The organism is Sporosarcina sp. resist (assembly GCF_014302295.1).
In the GTDB taxonomy this organism is placed as follows: domain Bacteria; phylum Bacillota; class Bacilli; order Bacillales_A; family Planococcaceae; genus Sporosarcina; species Sporosarcina psychrophila.
In genome coordinates, this window is the sequence record NZ_CP060287.1 from 1,612,998 (window position 1) to 1,630,417 (window position 17,420).

General features: G+C 38.9%; 18 protein-coding genes. 9 read left to right on the plus strand and 9 right to left on the minus strand.

Features of this window, described 5'->3' with window-relative positions:
- The first annotated feature begins 270 nt into the window (after nucleotides 1-270).
- Nucleotides 271-660 (plus strand): stage II sporulation protein P, encoded by a 390-nt coding sequence (locus H7992_RS08195; RefSeq protein WP_255428680.1) that lies wholly within the window; start codon nucleotides 271-273, stop codon nucleotides 658-660.
- 418 nt (nucleotides 661-1,078) lie between these two features.
- Here the strand turns inward: H7992_RS08195 and H7992_RS08200 are convergent, their stop codons facing one another.
- Nucleotides 1,079-1,507, minus strand: a complete 429-nt coding sequence (locus H7992_RS08200; protein WP_067207326.1) for a MarR family winged helix-turn-helix transcriptional regulator — start codon at nucleotides 1,505-1,507, stop codon at nucleotides 1,079-1,081.
- A 120-nt stretch (nucleotides 1,508-1,627) separates the two neighbouring features.
- On the opposite strand from H7992_RS08200, the gene H7992_RS08205 reads away from it, so the two are divergent.
- On the plus strand, nucleotides 1,628-2,215 hold the full coding sequence (locus H7992_RS08205; RefSeq protein WP_187047245.1) for an NAD(P)H-dependent oxidoreductase: 588 nt from the start codon (nucleotides 1,628-1,630) through the stop codon (nucleotides 2,213-2,215).
- A 119-nt stretch (nucleotides 2,216-2,334) separates the two neighbouring features.
- Here the strand turns inward: H7992_RS08205 and H7992_RS08210 are convergent, their stop codons facing one another.
- Nucleotides 2,335-3,930 (minus strand): catalase, encoded by a 1,596-nt coding sequence (locus H7992_RS08210; protein ID WP_222618009.1) that lies wholly within the window; start codon nucleotides 3,928-3,930, stop codon nucleotides 2,335-2,337.
- Nucleotides 3,931-4,141: 211 nt separating this feature from the next.
- Here H7992_RS08210 and H7992_RS08215 point away from each other — a divergent pair, with 211 nt between their 5' ends.
- Complete coding sequence (locus H7992_RS08215) at nucleotides 4,142-4,729, plus strand: YitT family protein (RefSeq protein ID WP_187047246.1); 588 nt, start codon at nucleotides 4,142-4,144, stop codon at nucleotides 4,727-4,729.
- A gap of 224 nt (nucleotides 4,730-4,953) precedes the next feature.
- Here H7992_RS08215 and H7992_RS08220 read toward each other — a convergent pair whose 3' ends face one another.
- From H7992_RS08220 to H7992_RS08240, 5 genes are all read right to left on the minus strand, one after another.
- Nucleotides 4,954-5,328, minus strand: coding sequence for a hypothetical protein (locus tag H7992_RS08220; RefSeq protein WP_067207337.1), 375 nt, complete (start codon nucleotides 5,326-5,328; stop codon nucleotides 4,954-4,956).
- A gap of 196 nt (nucleotides 5,329-5,524) precedes the next feature.
- Entirely contained in the window at nucleotides 5,525-6,439 is a 915-nt protein-coding gene (locus tag H7992_RS08225) for a ketopantoate reductase family protein (protein ID WP_187047247.1), read from the minus strand.
- Nucleotides 6,440-6,571: 132 nt separating this feature from the next.
- Nucleotides 6,572-7,489: a DsbA family protein gene (locus tag H7992_RS08230; protein ID WP_187047248.1), complete on the minus strand. Its 918-nt coding sequence runs from the start codon at nucleotides 7,487-7,489 to the stop codon at nucleotides 6,572-6,574.
- 17 nt (nucleotides 7,490-7,506) lie between these two features.
- Nucleotides 7,507-7,839, minus strand: a complete 333-nt coding sequence (locus H7992_RS08235) for a winged helix-turn-helix transcriptional regulator (protein ID WP_187047249.1) — start codon at nucleotides 7,837-7,839, stop codon at nucleotides 7,507-7,509.
- A gap of 118 nt (nucleotides 7,840-7,957) precedes the next feature.
- Entirely contained in the window at nucleotides 7,958-8,527 is a 570-nt protein-coding gene (locus tag H7992_RS08240; protein ID WP_067207350.1) for a nitroreductase family protein, read from the minus strand.
- Between the two features lie 164 nt (nucleotides 8,528-8,691).
- On the opposite strand from H7992_RS08240, the gene H7992_RS08245 reads away from it, so the two are divergent.
- From H7992_RS08245 to H7992_RS08270, 6 genes are all read left to right on the plus strand, one after another.
- A complete protein-coding gene (locus H7992_RS08245; protein WP_067207351.1) occupies nucleotides 8,692-9,912 on the plus strand; it encodes an MFS transporter in 1,221 nt (406 codons plus the stop codon).
- A 9-nt stretch (nucleotides 9,913-9,921) separates the two neighbouring features.
- The gene (locus H7992_RS08250) at nucleotides 9,922-10,392 is read left to right on the plus strand and encodes a DinB family protein (RefSeq protein ID WP_187047250.1); all 471 of its coding nucleotides are present in this window, start codon (nucleotides 9,922-9,924) and stop codon (nucleotides 10,390-10,392) included.
- Nucleotides 10,393-10,489: 97 nt separating this feature from the next.
- Complete coding sequence (locus H7992_RS08255; RefSeq protein ID WP_067207357.1) at nucleotides 10,490-11,665, plus strand: MFS transporter; 1,176 nt, start codon at nucleotides 10,490-10,492, stop codon at nucleotides 11,663-11,665.
- Nucleotides 11,666-11,783: 118 nt separating this feature from the next.
- Entirely contained in the window at nucleotides 11,784-12,194 is a 411-nt protein-coding gene (locus tag H7992_RS08260; protein WP_067207359.1) for a MarR family winged helix-turn-helix transcriptional regulator, read from the plus strand.
- Entirely contained in the window at nucleotides 12,187-13,371 is a 1,185-nt protein-coding gene (locus H7992_RS08265; protein WP_370569997.1) for an MFS transporter, read from the plus strand. The genes H7992_RS08260 and H7992_RS08265 overlap by 8 nt, the downstream gene beginning before the upstream one ends.
- Before the next feature lie 150 nt (nucleotides 13,372-13,521).
- A complete protein-coding gene (locus H7992_RS08270) occupies nucleotides 13,522-15,123 on the plus strand; it encodes a BCCT family transporter (RefSeq protein WP_187047252.1) in 1,602 nt (533 codons plus the stop codon).
- A gap of 73 nt (nucleotides 15,124-15,196) precedes the next feature.
- Here H7992_RS08270 and H7992_RS08275 read toward each other — a convergent pair whose 3' ends face one another.
- Together H7992_RS08275 and H7992_RS08280 are read right to left on the minus strand one after the other, a co-directional pair.
- Entirely contained in the window at nucleotides 15,197-15,622 is a 426-nt protein-coding gene (locus tag H7992_RS08275; protein WP_067207369.1) for a protein-tyrosine phosphatase family protein, read from the minus strand.
- A 36-nt stretch (nucleotides 15,623-15,658) separates the two neighbouring features.
- On the minus strand, nucleotides 15,659-16,366 hold the full coding sequence (locus H7992_RS08280) for a metallophosphoesterase family protein (protein WP_187047253.1): 708 nt from the start codon (nucleotides 16,364-16,366) through the stop codon (nucleotides 15,659-15,661).
- Between the last annotated feature and the right edge of the window lie 1,054 nt (nucleotides 16,367-17,420).

The window sequence follows — 17,420 nt, forward strand, 5'->3', positions numbered from 1 at the left end:
TGACGGTTTTCATTTCATTAAATATAGTGAAACCCTTCATCGAAATTGTTTGATAAATTTACTTTAAACGCTGGAATGTATTTTTATCATGTATCTTAATCTCTATTAACAGATCATTTTTAGCTATCTAACATAGAAATACACTCTACTCGTTAAAGGAGAAAATCAACACTAGTAGTTGGAGGAACTTTTCAAAAAAACATGTAACCTTTTCGGTAGCTTAAACGAATAATGGTTGTATGACAAAATGAGGGGGGATATATTTGCTTGATGCAGAAAACTTGGAAGACAGAATCATTGAGATTTGTAAAGATGGTATTTGATATTCACAGGGATTCCATAGCAAGAAAAGATAGCACCTTCATCGCTAATGGAAAAGAATATGCAAAGGTGGCGTTAATAGTGTCTCGAACAAGCAAGAATTACGATGAAAATGTGGATTTCGCAGAACTACTACACGCTAAAATTGAGCAAAAATACCCTGGAATTTCGAGAGGGGTAATAGTTAAGAATGGTAAGGCACAAAGTACTTACAATCAGGATCTCATTGGTGAGTCAGTATTAATGAATATAGGCGGGATAGACAATACATTGGAAGAAGAATTTAGAGCAGCGGATATTTTAGCGACAATCATTAAAGAAATAATTGAAACGAATTAATCTGTTACTTAAACACGGATGATCTATGATATATATCGGAATCTGCCAAGTTTTAATATGAAAAATTCATCTTGTATACCACGTCTGTTGAATTTCTTTCGTCCCAAAAAGCTTTAGTACTTCGTGTACTTGTGCCTTTGGAGGGCGACGGATGAACGACCACCATGCGCATCCTATAGATCAAGATATCTCGGTACTGGTATAGGAGTCATTCAATCCAAAGCGATCTAAAAGCAACCGTACTCGGGACGCCTAGTGTTTGATTAAGTTGTTTTTTGGTTTATTTTGGTTATCAACACGTGTGCTTGTATACTATTAAAAAACGATCCCCCAATTTTATGCCAGGTGAATCGTTTTGTTTTATCCATTATTTGTTCTCCCATTACCTCTGAGAGGATTAAACCGTAGTTCATGTCTATTAATAAAATAGTTTTTTTTGAAGAATATCTAATGCTTGGTTAATAGCATCTAAATCTTCATTCGAAGCATTTTGTATTCGATCTAGGAAACGAAATTCTACACATGCAAAAGACTCGTTCATCATGGTTTCCCCATCTTCTGAGAGGCGAATATATTGTTTTCGTCGATCTTCGGTATCACTTGATTTTTCGATTAGATTTTTTTCGCTTAATTTTTTCAGTTCACGGCTCGTGTTTGGCATAGATATATGCTGACAATCACTGATTTCACTAGGAGTAACAGGTTGACTAACGGCTATATACTCAAGAATATTATATTGAACTGGTGTGACGGAATCTGATTTGGTATTTTTGGTTAATTCGTGTGTCACGCGATGAACAGAAGTTGTAAATGATACACATTTATAAAAAAGAGCTTTTTTGTCCATAATTCTCACCTCTTACTCACAAGATATCAAAAACATTGTCCTAATACAATTATCATTTGACAACAAAAAGAAGAGAGTGCTATTATTTACTTGTCATATGATAAGTAAAAGGGGTGCGTTATGAAAACGCTAGTTATATACACATATCCAAATCACAAAAGTTTAAATTATGCATTTTTACAAAAAATTATCAATGGAAGTAATGAAAATCCGAACATAAAGGAGTTACAGGTATTAGATTTATATGAAGAAAAATTTGATCCACTCCTAGTGTTTAGTGAACATAAACGAAGACGTGATATGTATCGTGATCCTCGCATTGAAAAATATAGAACACAAATTACTTGGGCTGATAAGATTGTCTTTGTCTATCCAATCTGGTGGGGAAGACCTCCAGCAATGCTTATGGGATACATTGATCAATTATTTTCTGCGAATTTTGCTTACAGGGATAAGAAGGGACTACTACCAGAAGGACTTTTGAAAGGAAAGTCAGTTGTATGTGTATCGACTATGAAGGGCCCTACAAAATATCCACTTCTCTGGTTGAATAATGCACATAAAATATTGATGAAAAAAGCGCTGTTTAGTTTTGTAGGAATCAAAAGAGTGAAGTTTTTTGAATTTGGTAATATGGAAAGTTTAAAAGGAAAACAAACAAAAAAATTAGAGAAAATTTATCTTTATTTTAAAAGAGTAGATCGGTAAGAAAAGTATTTCGATACTTTTAAAATGTAGGTACACGATAAGCAAAGCTTACTAATTCAAGTTCAGTAGAATAAAACAGCTCACTTAGATGGATTTACTCCATTGAGTGAGCTGTTTTATTAATATGGATCGGCGTCATGACCTTTCGCCACTGCTTCATCAGGGGCTTTATCGCCATCTCTATTTCCGAGGGGCTTCTGACTCGATCCTTTTGTTGAGGCTTGTGCCAAGCCTTCTCGTAAACGACGTCCGTATTCTTCATCCGCCTCATCCGCAAGAGCTATCATTTTAACTTGAATACGTGGGTCACAATTTGAAAGGTCTGACACCAAGTTTGAAATTAAATCTGCTCGTTCCCATTCTTCAAAATTGCGATACGTGTCTCCGGCTTGTTTTGTATTGCTTTGTCGGTCAATGGACTCTCGCACAAGTTTACCTTCAATATAAGGAGTGTATTCTATTCCGTCTTGTTCAGCCTCTTTTAAACCGCCTAAGATCGATGGCTCGTAGTTAATATGAGGATTCTGACCCGGAGCTCTGTCAAGTTTATATTGCATCTGTCCGCCACTCTGATTCGTTGCTACCCGTTTTTTGGGAGAATTGATGGGTAGCTGTAAATAGTTGGCGCCAACGCGATGACGCTGCGTATCGGAATAGGAGAAAGTCCGTCCTTGAAGCATTTTATCATCAGAGAAATCAAGACCATCGACAAGCACACCTGTACCGAATGCTACTTGTTCAACTTCAGTGAAGTAATCTTCAGGGTTTTTGTTTAAGGTCATCTTTCCGACAGGTAACCATGGGAACAGATCTTCAGGCCATAATTTCGTATCATCGAGCGGGTCGAAATCGAGTTCTGGATGTTCGTCGTCACTCATAATTTGGACAAGCAACTCCCATTCAGGATAATCACCTTCTTTGATCGCGTCATGTAAATCTTGTGTCGCATGATTAAAACTTGTCCCTTGGATTTCACTTGCTTGTTGTTGGGTTAAGTTTTTAATACCTTGTTTCGGTTCCCAATGATACTTGACAAGTACTGCAACGCCTTCTTGGTTCACCCATTTATACGTATTGACACCGGAGCCTTGCATCATGCGGTAATTGGCAGGGATGCCCCAGGGCGAATAAACAAATGTCACCATATGGAACGATTCGGGAGAGCTGGCGCAAAAGTCGAAAAAGCGTTCGCCGTCTTGAATATTCGTAATCGGATCTGGTTTAAAAGCATGAATCATATCGGGGAACTTGATCGCATCACGGATAAAGAATATTTTTAAATTATTTCCAACGAGATCCCAGTTACCGTCCTCTGTATAAAATTTCACAGCAAATCCACGAGGGTCACGAAGTGTTTCAGGCGAGTGTCCACCATGAATAACGGATGAAAAGCGGACGAATACAGGCGTCTGTTTGCCTTTTACCTGAAAAAGTTTTGCGCGTGTATACTTGGAAACGGGTTCGTCACCAGCTGTTCCATAGGCTTCGAAATAGCCATGCGCGCCTGCACCACGTGCATGGACAACACGTTCAGGAATACGTTCTCTGTCGAAGTGGCTGATTTTTTCTAGAAAATCATAGTTTTCTAAAACAGCAGGACCTCGATTGCCGACTGTTCTTAGATTCTGGTTGTTTGTAACAGGATGTCCCTGTCTATTCGTCAATGTATCTTCTTGTTCTTCATTCAATTTGTTATTGAATAGATCGTCTGACAATTGATAACCTCCTCTTTAATATGATGAAACGTGTGCATAGTAAATCGTAGGACAATACGTTTTGAACAGGGATCTCATCCACACTCTGCTCAATTAAGAAGGATTTAATTCCTGTTTACGTTTTTTACTATAACGAATTGTCGTAACTGAGTGAAGAAATGCTTGAGACAGGCATATACATCTATAAAGTATTTGAAATAGGTGGGGTCCTGTGTACATTTTACAAAAGGCGCTAACGCTATTTATCGGAAGTTTATTAGTCGCGATCGGTGTAAATTTATTTCTTGTTCCATTTGGGTTGTTGGATGGTGGTGCGATTGGTATCAGTCTAATTATCCATTATGCGATGGGTGTCAAAGTGGGGCTTACATTTCTTATCGTAAGCATCCCAATCTTTATGCTTGCTTGGAAGTATTACCGTTCTTTTTTTTACAACGGAATCCATGGCATGTTGCTTTCATCCCTAATCATGGATTTATTATATCCATTGAATATGATCGGAAGGGAATTGGTAATTAGTCCTCTAATAAGTGCAATATGTGGAGGGATATTTATCGGTGTTGGGGTGGGTATCATGCTTCGCCTTGATATTAGTATTGGGGGAACCGATTTACTAGCACAAATGATTGCAAGGAAACTGTCCATTAATCCAGGTGTTATGATCTTTTGCATTGATATATTGATTGTCACAATGGGAAGCTTATTAATACCTTCTGTTCATCTAGTCTTGTCGTTTACGACAGTGATTATGGTTGGTATTACAACAAGTCTGATTGTATTAAAATCCGCAAATGCATAGAAAAGGGCAATGAAAATACGTATTCTTCATTGTGATTAAAGAGAAGACAGAAACAAGACCAAGTGTACATTTCACTCGGTCTTGTTTCTGTCAGCATACCTTTAGAAAGTCTTCGGTTTTGTGTAAATTGTTCTCAGTAGTAGGACTGGGGTTTCAATCTTAAGCACGTGTTGTAATAAGAATCCATTTCAAACTCCGTATCACTTTTTATTAATATACTTCTGTTACGTTTCTTCTTTAACTCCGATATTATTGAACGCATTGTGAACATCAATTGAATTTGTCACAATGACCGCTAATACGATGGCAGTCTTACTTAAGTTTATTATTAAAGTGATTTTCTCGGCAGTACTGTCGTAGATTTCCACCATATACGGTACAAATTCAGGAGTGAACAAATTAGGATTAAATACAATAGATAAAAGGAGAGCAATCCATAGAAGATTAACAAAGAAATTTCCGGCCGCGAGCTTGGTAGTCCATTGTGAATCACTGGATTTATAAACTGATAGCGACAATTCAAACGTAACTAAAACTAATAGGAGAGGAAAATAATAAAGTAAAGTATCTCCATTCAAAGCAAACATGAAAGTATTCAATCCCTTCCGCCCTTGTATGTGTATATTAAAGTGTTGCCAAATTGTCGGTGGAAAATAAGTCCGGCGGATATGTTTTTCAAAGCAATCCAGAAATAATCGATATGTATGTGAATGATTTGACCACAGTTTAGAGTTGAATATCGAAAGAGGACATACAAAACAAGACCGGGTGTCCATCCACCCGGTCTTGTTTCTGTCATTTTTCTTTTTCGTAAATCTTTAACTTCGTATAAATCGTTTCCAGTATCGGGGTTGGGACGTCATGTGTATTCGCGTGTTGCAATAATAAACCATGCAGATGATCGGATTCTAGCGGAAGGGATTTTTCTATATCTCGCTGCATCGAGGATTTCATAAGGTATGGCATATCACTAATTTTGGTATACAGTTCTTGCGTGATAGTATCATGTATTGGTGCATTGATTTTCTTCATAATTGCGCCGAGTTCTTCCAACAGTGAAGCAACAGTATTACGCCCGGTTTCCAACTCCATAATTGGTCCTATTGGTGACTCCATCAGTGATGTAATACCGGATAGTGCAGTGATGAACAAATATTTATGCCACATTTCCTGATTGATTTGCTCACTTAGCACACATGAAGCGTTGGCCCCTTCAAAAGCAGCTTTCAGTTTTTCCATACGGGGTGTGATCTCCCCAGATCTTTCGCCGTAAATAAGCTGATGGATCGGACTTTTTTGTAATATGGCTCCATGTTCGTCAAGTGTCGTTTCGATGAAACAAAGACCACCGATGACGGCATCTTCTCCGAAAGCTTTGATTAGTTGTTCGAGATGCCCGACGCCATTCAAGAGGGGGAGAATAATCGTGTCCTCTTTTACAAATGGACGTATATCATTGATTGCTTGGGTAAGGTGATAGGACTTTGTAGAAATGAGGATCAAATCGAATTTATCCCCAATATCCTTTGATGTAATCATTCGCGGGGCGAGCTTAGCATCCCCGTTGACACTTTCAATTTTTAAGCCAGATTTTTCAAGCATTTCTTTGCGCTTTGCTCGTACAAGGAAAGTAACGTTCTCTCCTTTTTCCAAGAGCCTACCTCCAAAATATCCGCCAATTGCTCCTGCTCCGACGATTAATATGTTCATATCATAATCCTCCTTATATCTGTATGATAAATTCTATTCTACAGTAGTCTGGGTTATTAGAATCATTGAATGACGTGTAATGAAAAACGATGGCATGCCGGACAGGATATGTCTAGCTTGCCATCGTATACATTAACCGATGATCGAAATATATTTTTCGCCAAGAACTTCCTTCGTTTTATAATCGGTATTGACCAATTGATCACTTACGAATGCTTTAACATCTTGTTCTTTAATTGCATAAAATTCTTCGATTTCACGTGAGAACAACAGTTTTTCTTGTTGGATAAGTGACTGCAAACTTGATTGTTGTTTTGGTTGCAAAATCTCCCCGGGCAGCATTTGTTGAAGTGCCTCCGTGTATTGTTCAAGTGCTCGTGCACCGACAATCTTGACGCCTTTTTTCTCTTCATTCAACATGACGATAGTTGGGAATCCACGGACGCCTAGTTGACGAACGAGTTGAAAGTCTTCTTGCAATGACGTTTCAGCTTCCGGCAGTTTCGATTGTTTGACGATTTCTACTCCACTAAGGCCAACTTTATTGACAAGATCGATTAATATGTCATCTTGCGCAATGTTTTGATTGAAAGCGAAGAGGGCTTCGCGTGCGCGGCGTAAAAATATATTGGCGATTTCGGGACTTTGCTTATGAATCACTTTAAATACACGAGAAGGAATGAAGGAAGATTCGATCGGATTATCATGCCAAAGAGTCCCGTCAATCGGCATACGAGAATGCTCACCGACTTCTCTCCAATGCTCAGCGACATCGGCAGGACCATTGATGCCATTTGCGGTGTCCGCAAAGCCGTTCCAGTTTTCCAATAATCCACCCATCAATGTATGCATGTTGACGTATTGGCCATATTGCGCCTCGAATTTTCGGAGAACGGGTTCCAGTGCCCAACAGTGGGAGCAAATTGGATCCGTTACATAATATAAGTCGACCTTCTTTTTAGGCGTGGAGAGATCGATAAATTGCATTTCTGTTTCTCCACCAGGTCCGCATACGCCAGTTTCTAAATCGCATATCATATTGTTTTTCATTCTAATTCCTCATTTCTTTATTTTGTAATTGTCTGTTCCAAATCGATATTATCTTGTGCCCACTTATGAACAGGTTGGAGGGCAATTGCTAACTGCTGTCCTTTGTCTGACAGATGATATGAAATGGTGACGGGGGTGCCTTCTGTTACTACTTTCACAACCAAGCTATAATTGGCGAGTTCAGTTAGCTTTAATGATAAGGACCGTGGGGTAATATCATTCAAATCACGTTTCATATCAGAAAAGTGTGCCGTAAAGTTTGGGCAATTCGATAAGTAATGGACGATGAGACCATTCCAACGCCTGCCTAATATTTCAAAGCACGATTCCAAATAAGGACAAACCTTCATAAGTATCACCTCTTCTTTCGATAACTTTATTATATGCAGGTATACTAAGTATATCAAGTATAAAAATTATATTAACTAAAACACGCTCATCAAAGTAAATTTGATGAGCGTGTTTTAGTTAATTAATCCAAGTTGTGAACTCTTTAAAATCGGTCCTTTTAAACGGTTTCGGTTCAATTTCAGGATATCCTAGGTAGATAAATGCAACAATCTCACCTTTAGTAGATAGTCCGAAAAAATCACTTACTTTTGGATGGTAACAAATTGCACCTGTTCGCCAGATTGCACCAAGACCGAGTGCATGTGCGGTTAATAGCATATTTTGGACACTGGTACTGACAGTGGCATACTCTTCTTTCAAAATAACATTTTCTTTTTCACTTGGCTCCACTCCGACCGCGATGATGACAGGTGCACGCAGCGGATTCCGTTCACTTCGTTCAATTTTTACGATACTACTTTCCGAAAGAGGATCTTCCTGTTGAGAAATCGTTATCTCACGAAGCACTTTACCTAATTTCATTCTGCCATCGCCTTGAAGTACATAGAAACGCCAAGGTTCGGTTTTATGATGATTCGGCGCATAAGTTCCCGCCTCAATAATTTGTTCAATAAGATTTGCTGGTACAGCTTGATCACTGACTAGCGGAATAGTTCTCCGTGTCTTAATCGCGTCGTGTATATTCAAAAAGATCGCCTCTTTCTATCCATACTAAATAGCTACTTAATAAGTATATCGACATGAGTAGATAAAATCATTGTTTTCGCTATATTAAACATTCAAGTGTTCGGAAAATGCGATATACTTGGTCTATTAAGTTACTACTGTCAGGGAAAGAGTGTGAGAATCAAATGACCACAGTAAAAGAATCATCTGCATTAGGAAATCCTGTTTATCCAATTATGTTTGCAATTGGTGCTTGCCATTTGTTAAACGATACGCTTCAAGCTGTGATTCCAGCAATGTTTCCTGTTCTTGTAAAAGAGAGGGGGTTTAGCTTTACCCAACTTGGATTCATTTTTTTTGCTTTGAATATGGTGGCATCAGTCTTACAACCGGTCATCGGGTATATAAGTGACCGGAAGCCAAAACCTTATGCGCTTCCATTCGGAATGATGTTTTCGCTAATTGGAATAGGGGGGCTCGCTTTTGCTCCAACTTACTGGTTATTAATCGTTTCCGTCATGTTACTTGGATTTGGTTCCGCCGTTTTTCACCCTGAAGGATCACGAGTCTCTTTTATGGCTGCAGGATCGAAGCGTGGACTTTCTCAATCCATCTATCAAGTGGGTGGAAACTCGGGACAGGCACTTGCACCGTTGATTGGTGCGTTCATATTAGTTCCGTATGGTCAAAAATCGGCAGCGTTATTTTTGCTTGTTGCAGCACTTGGTATTTTTATATTGATGAAAATATCTGCCTGGTATAAAAAGCAGTTGGAACAGGAGAAGTTAAACAATCGTAAGAAAGTCCTTCTCTCATCGATTGGTAACTTAACGAAAAAGAAAATAGGGATAGCACTTGGTTTACTTCTTGTCATCATCTTCGCCCGTTCATTTTACGTTACGAATATTACAAGCTTTTTCATATTTCATTTGATGGATAAATATGAGGTATCAGATAAAGAAGGATTACTCTATATATTCCTGTTTTTGGCACTTGGTGCAGTCGGCACATTTTTTGGCGGACCGATGGCAGACAAGCTTGGAAGAAAAAATGTCATTGTACTTTCGCTCGCAGTGCCGATACCGTTATGCTTAATACTTCCATATGTTCCATTATGGGCTGTGGCAGTGTTACTGATGTTAATTGGTTTTTTCATTATGCTAAGCTTTTCGGTGACAGTTGTTTATGCACAAGAGCTAGTACCAAGCAAAATTGGAACGATGGCAGGGCTGACTGTTGGACTGGCATTTGGTATGGGAGCAATTGGTTCGGTTATCATCGGAATAATGATGGATAGTATTGGTATTCATCCTACGATGATCATTGTTTCATTCCTCCCTATTATTGGACTTGTAGGGTTGGCGCTACCGCGCGATCAAAAATTAACAGCAGAAACTGCGGATTAAGGGGACAAAATGAACAATTATTGTAGATATGCGTTGCATCAAATAAGGGTTGCGATTGATTCCCTTGTTGAACTAGTAGATTGCTTAGAAGAGCATGACTTACAACAAAGACCAACAGCTGCAAAACATTCCGTTGGTGAGTTATTAGAGCATATTGCCACAATATGTAGAGCGGATTTTTATATTGCTGATGGTGCAAACCAAGAAGAAATGGCTACATTTTATTCAACAGTTTCATTGATTTCAAAAGAGGAAATTAAAGAGGCATTATTGAGTAATTATACTTTTTTACAAGAGAGATTTATGGAGTTTAATGAAGAAGAGTTGCACATGGAAATAACTTCATATTGGGGGGTGACCTACTCCCGGTACGAGTGGCTAGTAGAAACAACAGCCCACCTATACCATCATAGAGGGCAATTGCATTCAATACTTGTTCATTGTTATGGTTTGGACTTAAATGCTCAGCTATTTGAATAATTGTATGGTGAAAATAAATAGTTTTTTGAGTTGGCTTTTACATTCAATCCATATTATAATATGGAGTCGGCTTAAATTTGAAAGTAGGTTGTAAAAATTGTCCAAAGACCAAAGAAAGAAAATGCTAATATTAATGATTAATATGTTTATTGCAGTAGGAAGTTTCGGAATTATAATACCTATATTACCGGCCTATCTTTTGTCAATTGGCCAAGGTGGGACGGCAGCGGGCTTGATGATTGCCATATTTGCGGGAGCACAGCTTGTAATGTCACCAATTGCAGGGAAATGGACGGATCGCTATGGACGTAGAATAATGATTATTTCAGGACTTAGCGGTTTGGCCCTGTCCATGTTCGTTTTTTACTTTTCAGATTCGATAGGTGTGTTATATCTATCCCGTGTTATTGGGGGCGTTGGAGCAGCGTTATTAATCCCAGCGATTTTTGCTTACGTGGCAGATATCACAACAATGGATCAGCGTGCCAAAGGTAACAGTTTCATTTCTGCTTCGATGTCACTTGGGATTGTTATTGGTCCTGGAATCGGAGGATTTTTAGCTGATTTTGGTTTGAAAATGCCACTGCTTATATCTGCGATAGTAGGACTCGCAGCCGTTGCTTTTTCAGCATTCATGTTGGAAGAAAGCATGGATACGAAAATCGAAGTGCCTAATGAAAAACCTGAGCCAATGGTAAAAGAAATTGCACAGTCATTTAACAAACCGTACTTTATCCCTTTAGTTATCACGCTTGTCATGAGCTTTGGGTTAATGGCATATGAATCAGTTCTCGGCCTTTTTGTAGATAATGTGTTCGGAGCCACTCCGAAAGATATTGCTGTATTAGTAACTTCAACAGGTATCATCAGTGTAATCATTCAACTATTTGCTGTTGATTGGATTGTTCGCAAATTTGGTGAAGCAGTCGTGTTGAACATTTTCCTTGCTCTTGCGGCACTTGGATTTTTGCTGTCCATCTTTGTGCCGAGTTATATTATGTTTTTCGGTGTTACGATGATTATTTTCCTCTCGACTTCTATACTGAGGCCTGTACTGACGACACTCATATCTAAGTTGGCGGGGAATGAGCAAGGATTTGCGATGGGAATGAACAATGCATATATGAGCATTGGAAACGTCCTTGGACCACTTCTTGCTGGGCTTCTGTTTGACGTGCATATTTTGTATCCATTTATTTTGGGACTAATCGTTCTTGTAATTACAATATTTGTCTCTATGAAATGGAAAGGTCCACGAAACATCTCAATGTGATAAAACAGGCAATCCCCATAGGAGGGATTGCCTGTTTTATTGAGTTCTGTTTCTTTACAAGTTTCGAATTCCGAAGTATAATATAATAGTTACCTAAGTAAATAAAGGAGTTGAAGATATGAATCCATTATTCCATGAAGTATTTCAAAAGACACGATTATTAAGTAAAGAATTAAATCTAGTGCTTAAAGAATATGATCTGTTCGCATCACAATGGACAGTGCTTTACTGTGTTCATCAACATGAGGAAATGATATTAACAAATATATGGAAGTATTTGAATGTGGAAGCTCCAACGATAACACGAACTGTGAGTCGATTGGAGGAATTAGGATGGCTGAAGACATACGTAGGGAAGGATCGTAGGGAAAAGGTAGTCCGCCTTTCGGAAGAAGCTGTAGCCAAGTTTCCTATGATTGAGGCCTCGATTATTCATTTTGAAAATGAATTTTTAAAAGGTTTGTCAAATGAAGAACAGGTAATACTAAGAGGATTATTGAAAAAGCTCGACAATGAAAGAAGTGAGTAATTTGGAAAAAAAAGAACCTATTTGGACAAAACCATTCGTCAGTTTGTTTTTTACTAATATATCTGTATTTATCGTATTTTATGGCCTTGTAACTACTCTGCCGCTTTATGCAATCGGGGTGTTGAACCGAACAGATGAAGAGGCGGGATTACTGATGACAGTATTTTTACTTTCCGCAATTGTTGTCAGACCGTTTACAGGGAAAATTTTAGATATTGCAGGAAAACGAAAAATGTTATGGATTGGTCTTGCCCTCTATTTGATATGTACAGTCCTTTATTATTTTATCCAACCGTTTGCGGGACTTTTAGTGTTGCGTTTTGTACAGGGGATCTGGTTTAGTATTATTACGACGGCGACACTTTCAATTGCGGCAGATATTGTGCCGATCACGCGAAGAGGAGCAGGCCTGGGCTATTTTTCGATGTCGACAAATTTAGCTGTTGTTCTCGGTCCATTAATTGCGCTGGCTGTCATTCAATCCTATTCATTCGATGTATTGTTTGTCGTGCTGAGTATATTAATGATTGTCGGCGTGTTAACATCTCTATCTGCACCAGCCGGCGTTATTCCAGTGAAAAATGATGTGAAAAGCAAATTGTCATTTGGCGACCTGTTTGAAAAACGGGCAGTGCCAGTGGCATTCCTTGGAAGTTTGATAGCATTGTCTTATGCGAGTGTCTTATCGTACCTATCCATTTATGCACAGGAAAAAGGACTCCTAGCATTGGCGAGTTCCTTCTTCCTCGTGTTTGCGGCAGTTATGCTATTAACTCGCCCGTTTACTGGTAGGCTCTTCGATGAAAAGGGGCCCCAATATGTAATAATACCCGGGTTTATATTTTTTGCCATCGGTCTTGTCCTTTTGGCAAACATGGATTCTGCAATATCCTTTTTAATTGCGGGAGCATTTGTTGGATTTGGTTATGGTGCACTTGTTCCGAGCTTCCAGACACTTGCAGTACAATCAACAAAACATGAGAGAAGTGGATATGCGACCGCTACATTCTTCACGTTTTTTGATTCGGGCCTTGCGATAGGGTCGTTTGTACTTGGGCTAATTGCTCTCCATTTCGGATATGAATCCGTTTACTTGGTGTCGGGTGCACTTGCGTTTGCTGTCCTTATCCTTTATATGATTATCCATCGGAAAAAGAAACATGAATCCTTAACATAGGGATTCATGTTTTTTTGTTTGCTGCAAATCGTGATAAACAAGGGAAGGGCACTTATTACTTTTTAAAAAATTTAAGTGTTCATTTGCGATTTAATTGGAAGTAGTTTAGGGTATATAGTTATTAACTAATTTAATAGGGGTCGGTTTTCTTTGGATAGGAAGTTTTGGAGAAATCCGGTATTCTCAATTTCAGCAACAGTTATCTTGTTTCTTGTAGTTGCGGGGGCGGTATTACCGGAAAAGTTTGGAAATGTAGCAGATAAATTATACGACTTTACAGCAGTGAATTTTGGCTGGTTCTACTTGCTGGTTGTTTTCATCATAGTGATATTTTTAGCTGGTCTGGCGATCAGTAAGTATGGAGCAATCAGGATTGGCGGCGATGAAGAACGGCCGGATTATCCGTTTTTCACATGGATTGGGATGTTATTTTCGGCTGGTTTCGGAGTAGGGCTCGTTTTTTGGGGTGTAGCGGAACCGATGAGCCACTATTTCATTTCACCGATTGGAGGCATAGAACCGCATTCAGAACAAGCGGCACGGGTTGCAATGGGTTACTCATTTTTCCACTGGGGTATTTCTCAATGGGCTATCTTCGGTATTGTTGGCTTGGTTATCGGGTTTTTACAATTTCGAAAGAAAAAAGATGGTCTCATTTCCACAGCTTTGGAGCCGTTGCTAGGATCGAATAAAAAGTTGAAGATAGGTATTGATTCTTTTGCAGTCATTGCTACAGTCATGGGGATTGCCACTTCGCTTGGGCTCGGTATTTTGCAGATGGCTGGTGGTCTGGAATCTGTATTTAACATTAAAAGTACATTCAGCATACAGTTAATTATTATAATTATCGTTTTTATTTGCTACATGCTGTCGGCAGCTTCAGGGTTGAATAAAGGAATCCGTTATTTAGGGAACTTTAACTTAGGAATGGCAATAGCGATGCTTGTGTTCTTTTTCATCGTGGGTCCAAAGGTATTCATCCTTGAAACCTTTACACTGGCAATCGGTGATTACATAACGAATTTCATTCAATACAGTTTGCGTTTACAGCCTTATCAAGGTGGGACATGGGTCAGGGATTGGACGATATTCTATTGGGCGTGGACAATCGCATGGTCGCCTTTTGTTGGGGCGTTCGTTGCACGTGTATCCAAAGGTAGAACGATTCGAGAATTCATCATCGGGGTAATGGTCATTCCGCCGGTGTTTGCATGCATGTGGATTGCAACATTGGGCGGGACAGCACTTTATAGTGATTTGAACAACGGTACAAAGATAGCGGAAGCTGTTAACGCTGATGTCACTTCTGCAATTTTCGAGACGTTTAGACATATGCCATTCACTGGACTCATGTCCGCTTTGGCAATCTTATTGATTTTTACATTCTTGGTGACATCTGCGGATTCGGCAACGTACATCCTGGCGAGTATGACAACGAAGGGGAGTTTGATGCCACCCTTGATTGTGAAAATGGTTTGGGGAATCCTAATGTCAGCGATAGCGGCAGTGCTGTTATATGCCGGCGGGTTGGATGCATTGCAATCTGCTTCACTTATTGCTGCATTGCCTTTCACGGTTCTTCTCCTTTTACTTGTAATCGGAATGGGCAAATTGTTGAAGAAAGAACCAATTACGGTCAGACCGGCCGACATAAGAAGTTTTGAGAGGATCGAACGTGCAGTGAAGAAGAAAGCTGAGAAGGAAAAATCAATTATGCCTTCATCCAAAAGAAGGAATCAGCAGAAGAAGTGAATTAAAATAACACAAAAATGCCTGCCCTATCATATTTTAGGGTCAGGCATTTTTTGTGATTTTTATCATCTAATTACTTCTCGTAAATTCTTTTGAGTGCATCTTTAAATTGGGGCTTAATATTAATAGCCGGTTTGATTTCTTTCGCTTTCTGTTCGGCTTCATCCACGGAATCCGCTAGTCCCAATTCCAATAATGTAGCAGTGGCAATGGTTCCTGCTCTACCCCGACCAGTATTACAGTGAAAATACACATTTTTCCCAGCCTTATATGCATCGGTTATTTCTTTTACAGCAGCTTGAATGGACGCGTCTTGTTGCTGGGTATCGTCAACAATAGGCTGATGTACACTTTTATTATTTGAAAGTGGAACTTTTACTTCTGCACGTAAATCAAAGATAATATCAATTTTTTCATTCGCAAGAAGATCATCAATTGCATCTACGCCACCTATGAAAATTCGATTTGAGACTAGTTCTTCATACTTTTTGATTGTCATGGAGGATCTCCTTAGTATGTATTTGTAAACAGTATATCATTTAACGTAATGAACTTTTCGTTTCGGTAATTCTAAGCAATTTAATTGCCCGCCGTAGACAGCTCCACCATCGATACCAATAATCCGGTTATCTCCGAAGTAAATAGTATGATTTTCCGCATCCTCATGAAAAATTTTAGTTGGCGTATGACCGAAGACGACTGTCCTGTCTCCATCATAACCTGTGTGGAACTCTTCGCGGATCCACATCAATATATAGGGATCTGTTTCAGCAATTGGTTGTGTAGGGTGAACGCCTGCATGGACGAAAACATAATCGTCACGTTCGATAATGTGATCCAGATTTTGAATGAATTCAAGGTGTTTTTCCAATATTTTGGAATTCAATACAGGTTTAACAAATACCTCTGCATCTTGCATCATAAACTCACTTTCGTTGAGACCGTAACTTTCTAAGGTTTTGCTACCGCCACATCGATTGATCCAATGTTTCCAAGCTCGTTCCTCGTTTGTCGTCAAGGCTTTGATCATCAAGTCTTCATGATTTCCTTTTAGGACAAGGGCTCCTTCTGATTTCAGCTCGATAACCTTATCAAGTACCTTTCTCGAGTTTGGCCCACGGTCTACATAATCACCTAACAGAATGAGTTGATCGTGATTAGAATCGTACTCCACATCGGATAATAAACGTTCAAACATTTCTAATTCGCCATGAATATCACTCATTACAAGTGTACGCTTCATTCTTCTTCATCCTTTCGGAAATGCTTTATATTACTCAAATCTATCAATTTTGTTGATTAACCATATTCTTACATAAGGAACAAGAGTCTACAGTAGACTTGTACATTTCCGGCTCTTTTTGGCCGAAATAATAGCAACACCTTTACCACGGGTTAATTGTAGCTGGAAATGATTTGGAAACTTCCGTCCGCTCCACCGCTTTAGTAACAGTGTGACGCTATATAGAAAGTGTAACTGGCTTACATCAGAAAAGGAAATGCTATAAAGAAGGGGCAGACAAAATTGCTCCTTTATGGAGAGGAAAGTGGTTATTCACTCCTTCCCAAATGGTTTAGAGCTTAGTGTAACTGTCACTTTTAGGAGCGACGGAGGTCGACTACCCTACGCAATAAGAATTCCCTATAACGGTGCAGTAGTCGGTCGAACCAAAGCGATTTAAAAGCATCTGTACATTAGGCATCTGGGGTTTAATCATAAAATTAATTAGTCATTACTGGATAACTTGGGTTACTCAACGCATGTGCATACTTAAATTGATTATACGGTAATGTAAATGCGACATTATTAATAATAAAGATTCTTGTGTTCTGATTTTATCCCGCATTAACGGGCAGTAAGACCCCCACTTCAAGTATTTAAGGACACGAGAAGAATAAGTGGGGGTTCAACTGCCCGTAAAAGCCCGAATGGTTATACTAACAATCAGTGGGGGATGAAGAGCCCCCCTCTGATTGAAGATTAACTTTATTTTAAAGTAAATGTTTTTATGTATTTAGTGATTTTGGCTGAATGGTTTGAAGAAGAACTTTATTTCCGGGGAAATATTTTGTAGTTGCTATAAATAGTAATAATAATCATATATATCATTAGTTCTAGAGTTTATTCATCCGAGAACAATGAGTAAATACTTATTTCTCGGTTAATGAAGGGGAACAAAAATAGTTTTTCTATTTGATTTGATTAAAAAGTAAAACTATATAACTAATATATGAGAGAGGTATCGGTGGTGAAATGTATTGGAGTTGTTTTTTGACCTGATTAGATAAGTTGTAAC

Coding starts and splice junctions, on each gene's coding strand:
- H7992_RS08195 (WP_255428680.1), top strand. CDS start 271: ATGCAGAAAACTTGGAAGACAGAATCATTGAGATTTGTAAAGATGGTA.
- H7992_RS08200 (WP_067207326.1), bottom strand. CDS start 1,507: ATGGACAAAAAAGCTCTTTTTTATAAATGTGTATCATTTACAACTTCT.
- H7992_RS08205 (WP_187047245.1), top strand. CDS start 1,628: ATGAAAACGCTAGTTATATACACATATCCAAATCACAAAAGTTTAAAT.
- H7992_RS08225 (WP_187047247.1), bottom strand. CDS start 6,439: ATGAACATATTAATCGTCGGAGCAGGAGCAATTGGCGGATATTTTGGA.
- H7992_RS08230 (WP_187047248.1), bottom strand. CDS start 7,489: ATGAAAAACAATATGATATGCGATTTAGAAACTGGCGTATGCGGACCT.
- H7992_RS08235 (WP_187047249.1), bottom strand. CDS start 7,839: ATGAAGGTTTGTCCTTATTTGGAATCGTGCTTTGAAATATTAGGCAGG.
- H7992_RS08245 (WP_067207351.1), top strand. CDS start 8,692: ATGACCACAGTAAAAGAATCATCTGCATTAGGAAATCCTGTTTATCCA.
- H7992_RS08250 (WP_187047250.1), top strand. CDS start 9,922: ATGAACAATTATTGTAGATATGCGTTGCATCAAATAAGGGTTGCGATT.
- H7992_RS08260 (WP_067207359.1), top strand. CDS start 11,784: ATGAATCCATTATTCCATGAAGTATTTCAAAAGACACGATTATTAAGT.
- H7992_RS08275 (WP_067207369.1), bottom strand. CDS start 15,622: ATGACAATCAAAAAGTATGAAGAACTAGTCTCAAATCGAATTTTCATA.
- H7992_RS08280 (WP_187047253.1), bottom strand. CDS start 16,366: ATGAAGCGTACACTTGTAATGAGTGATATTCATGGCGAATTAGAAATG.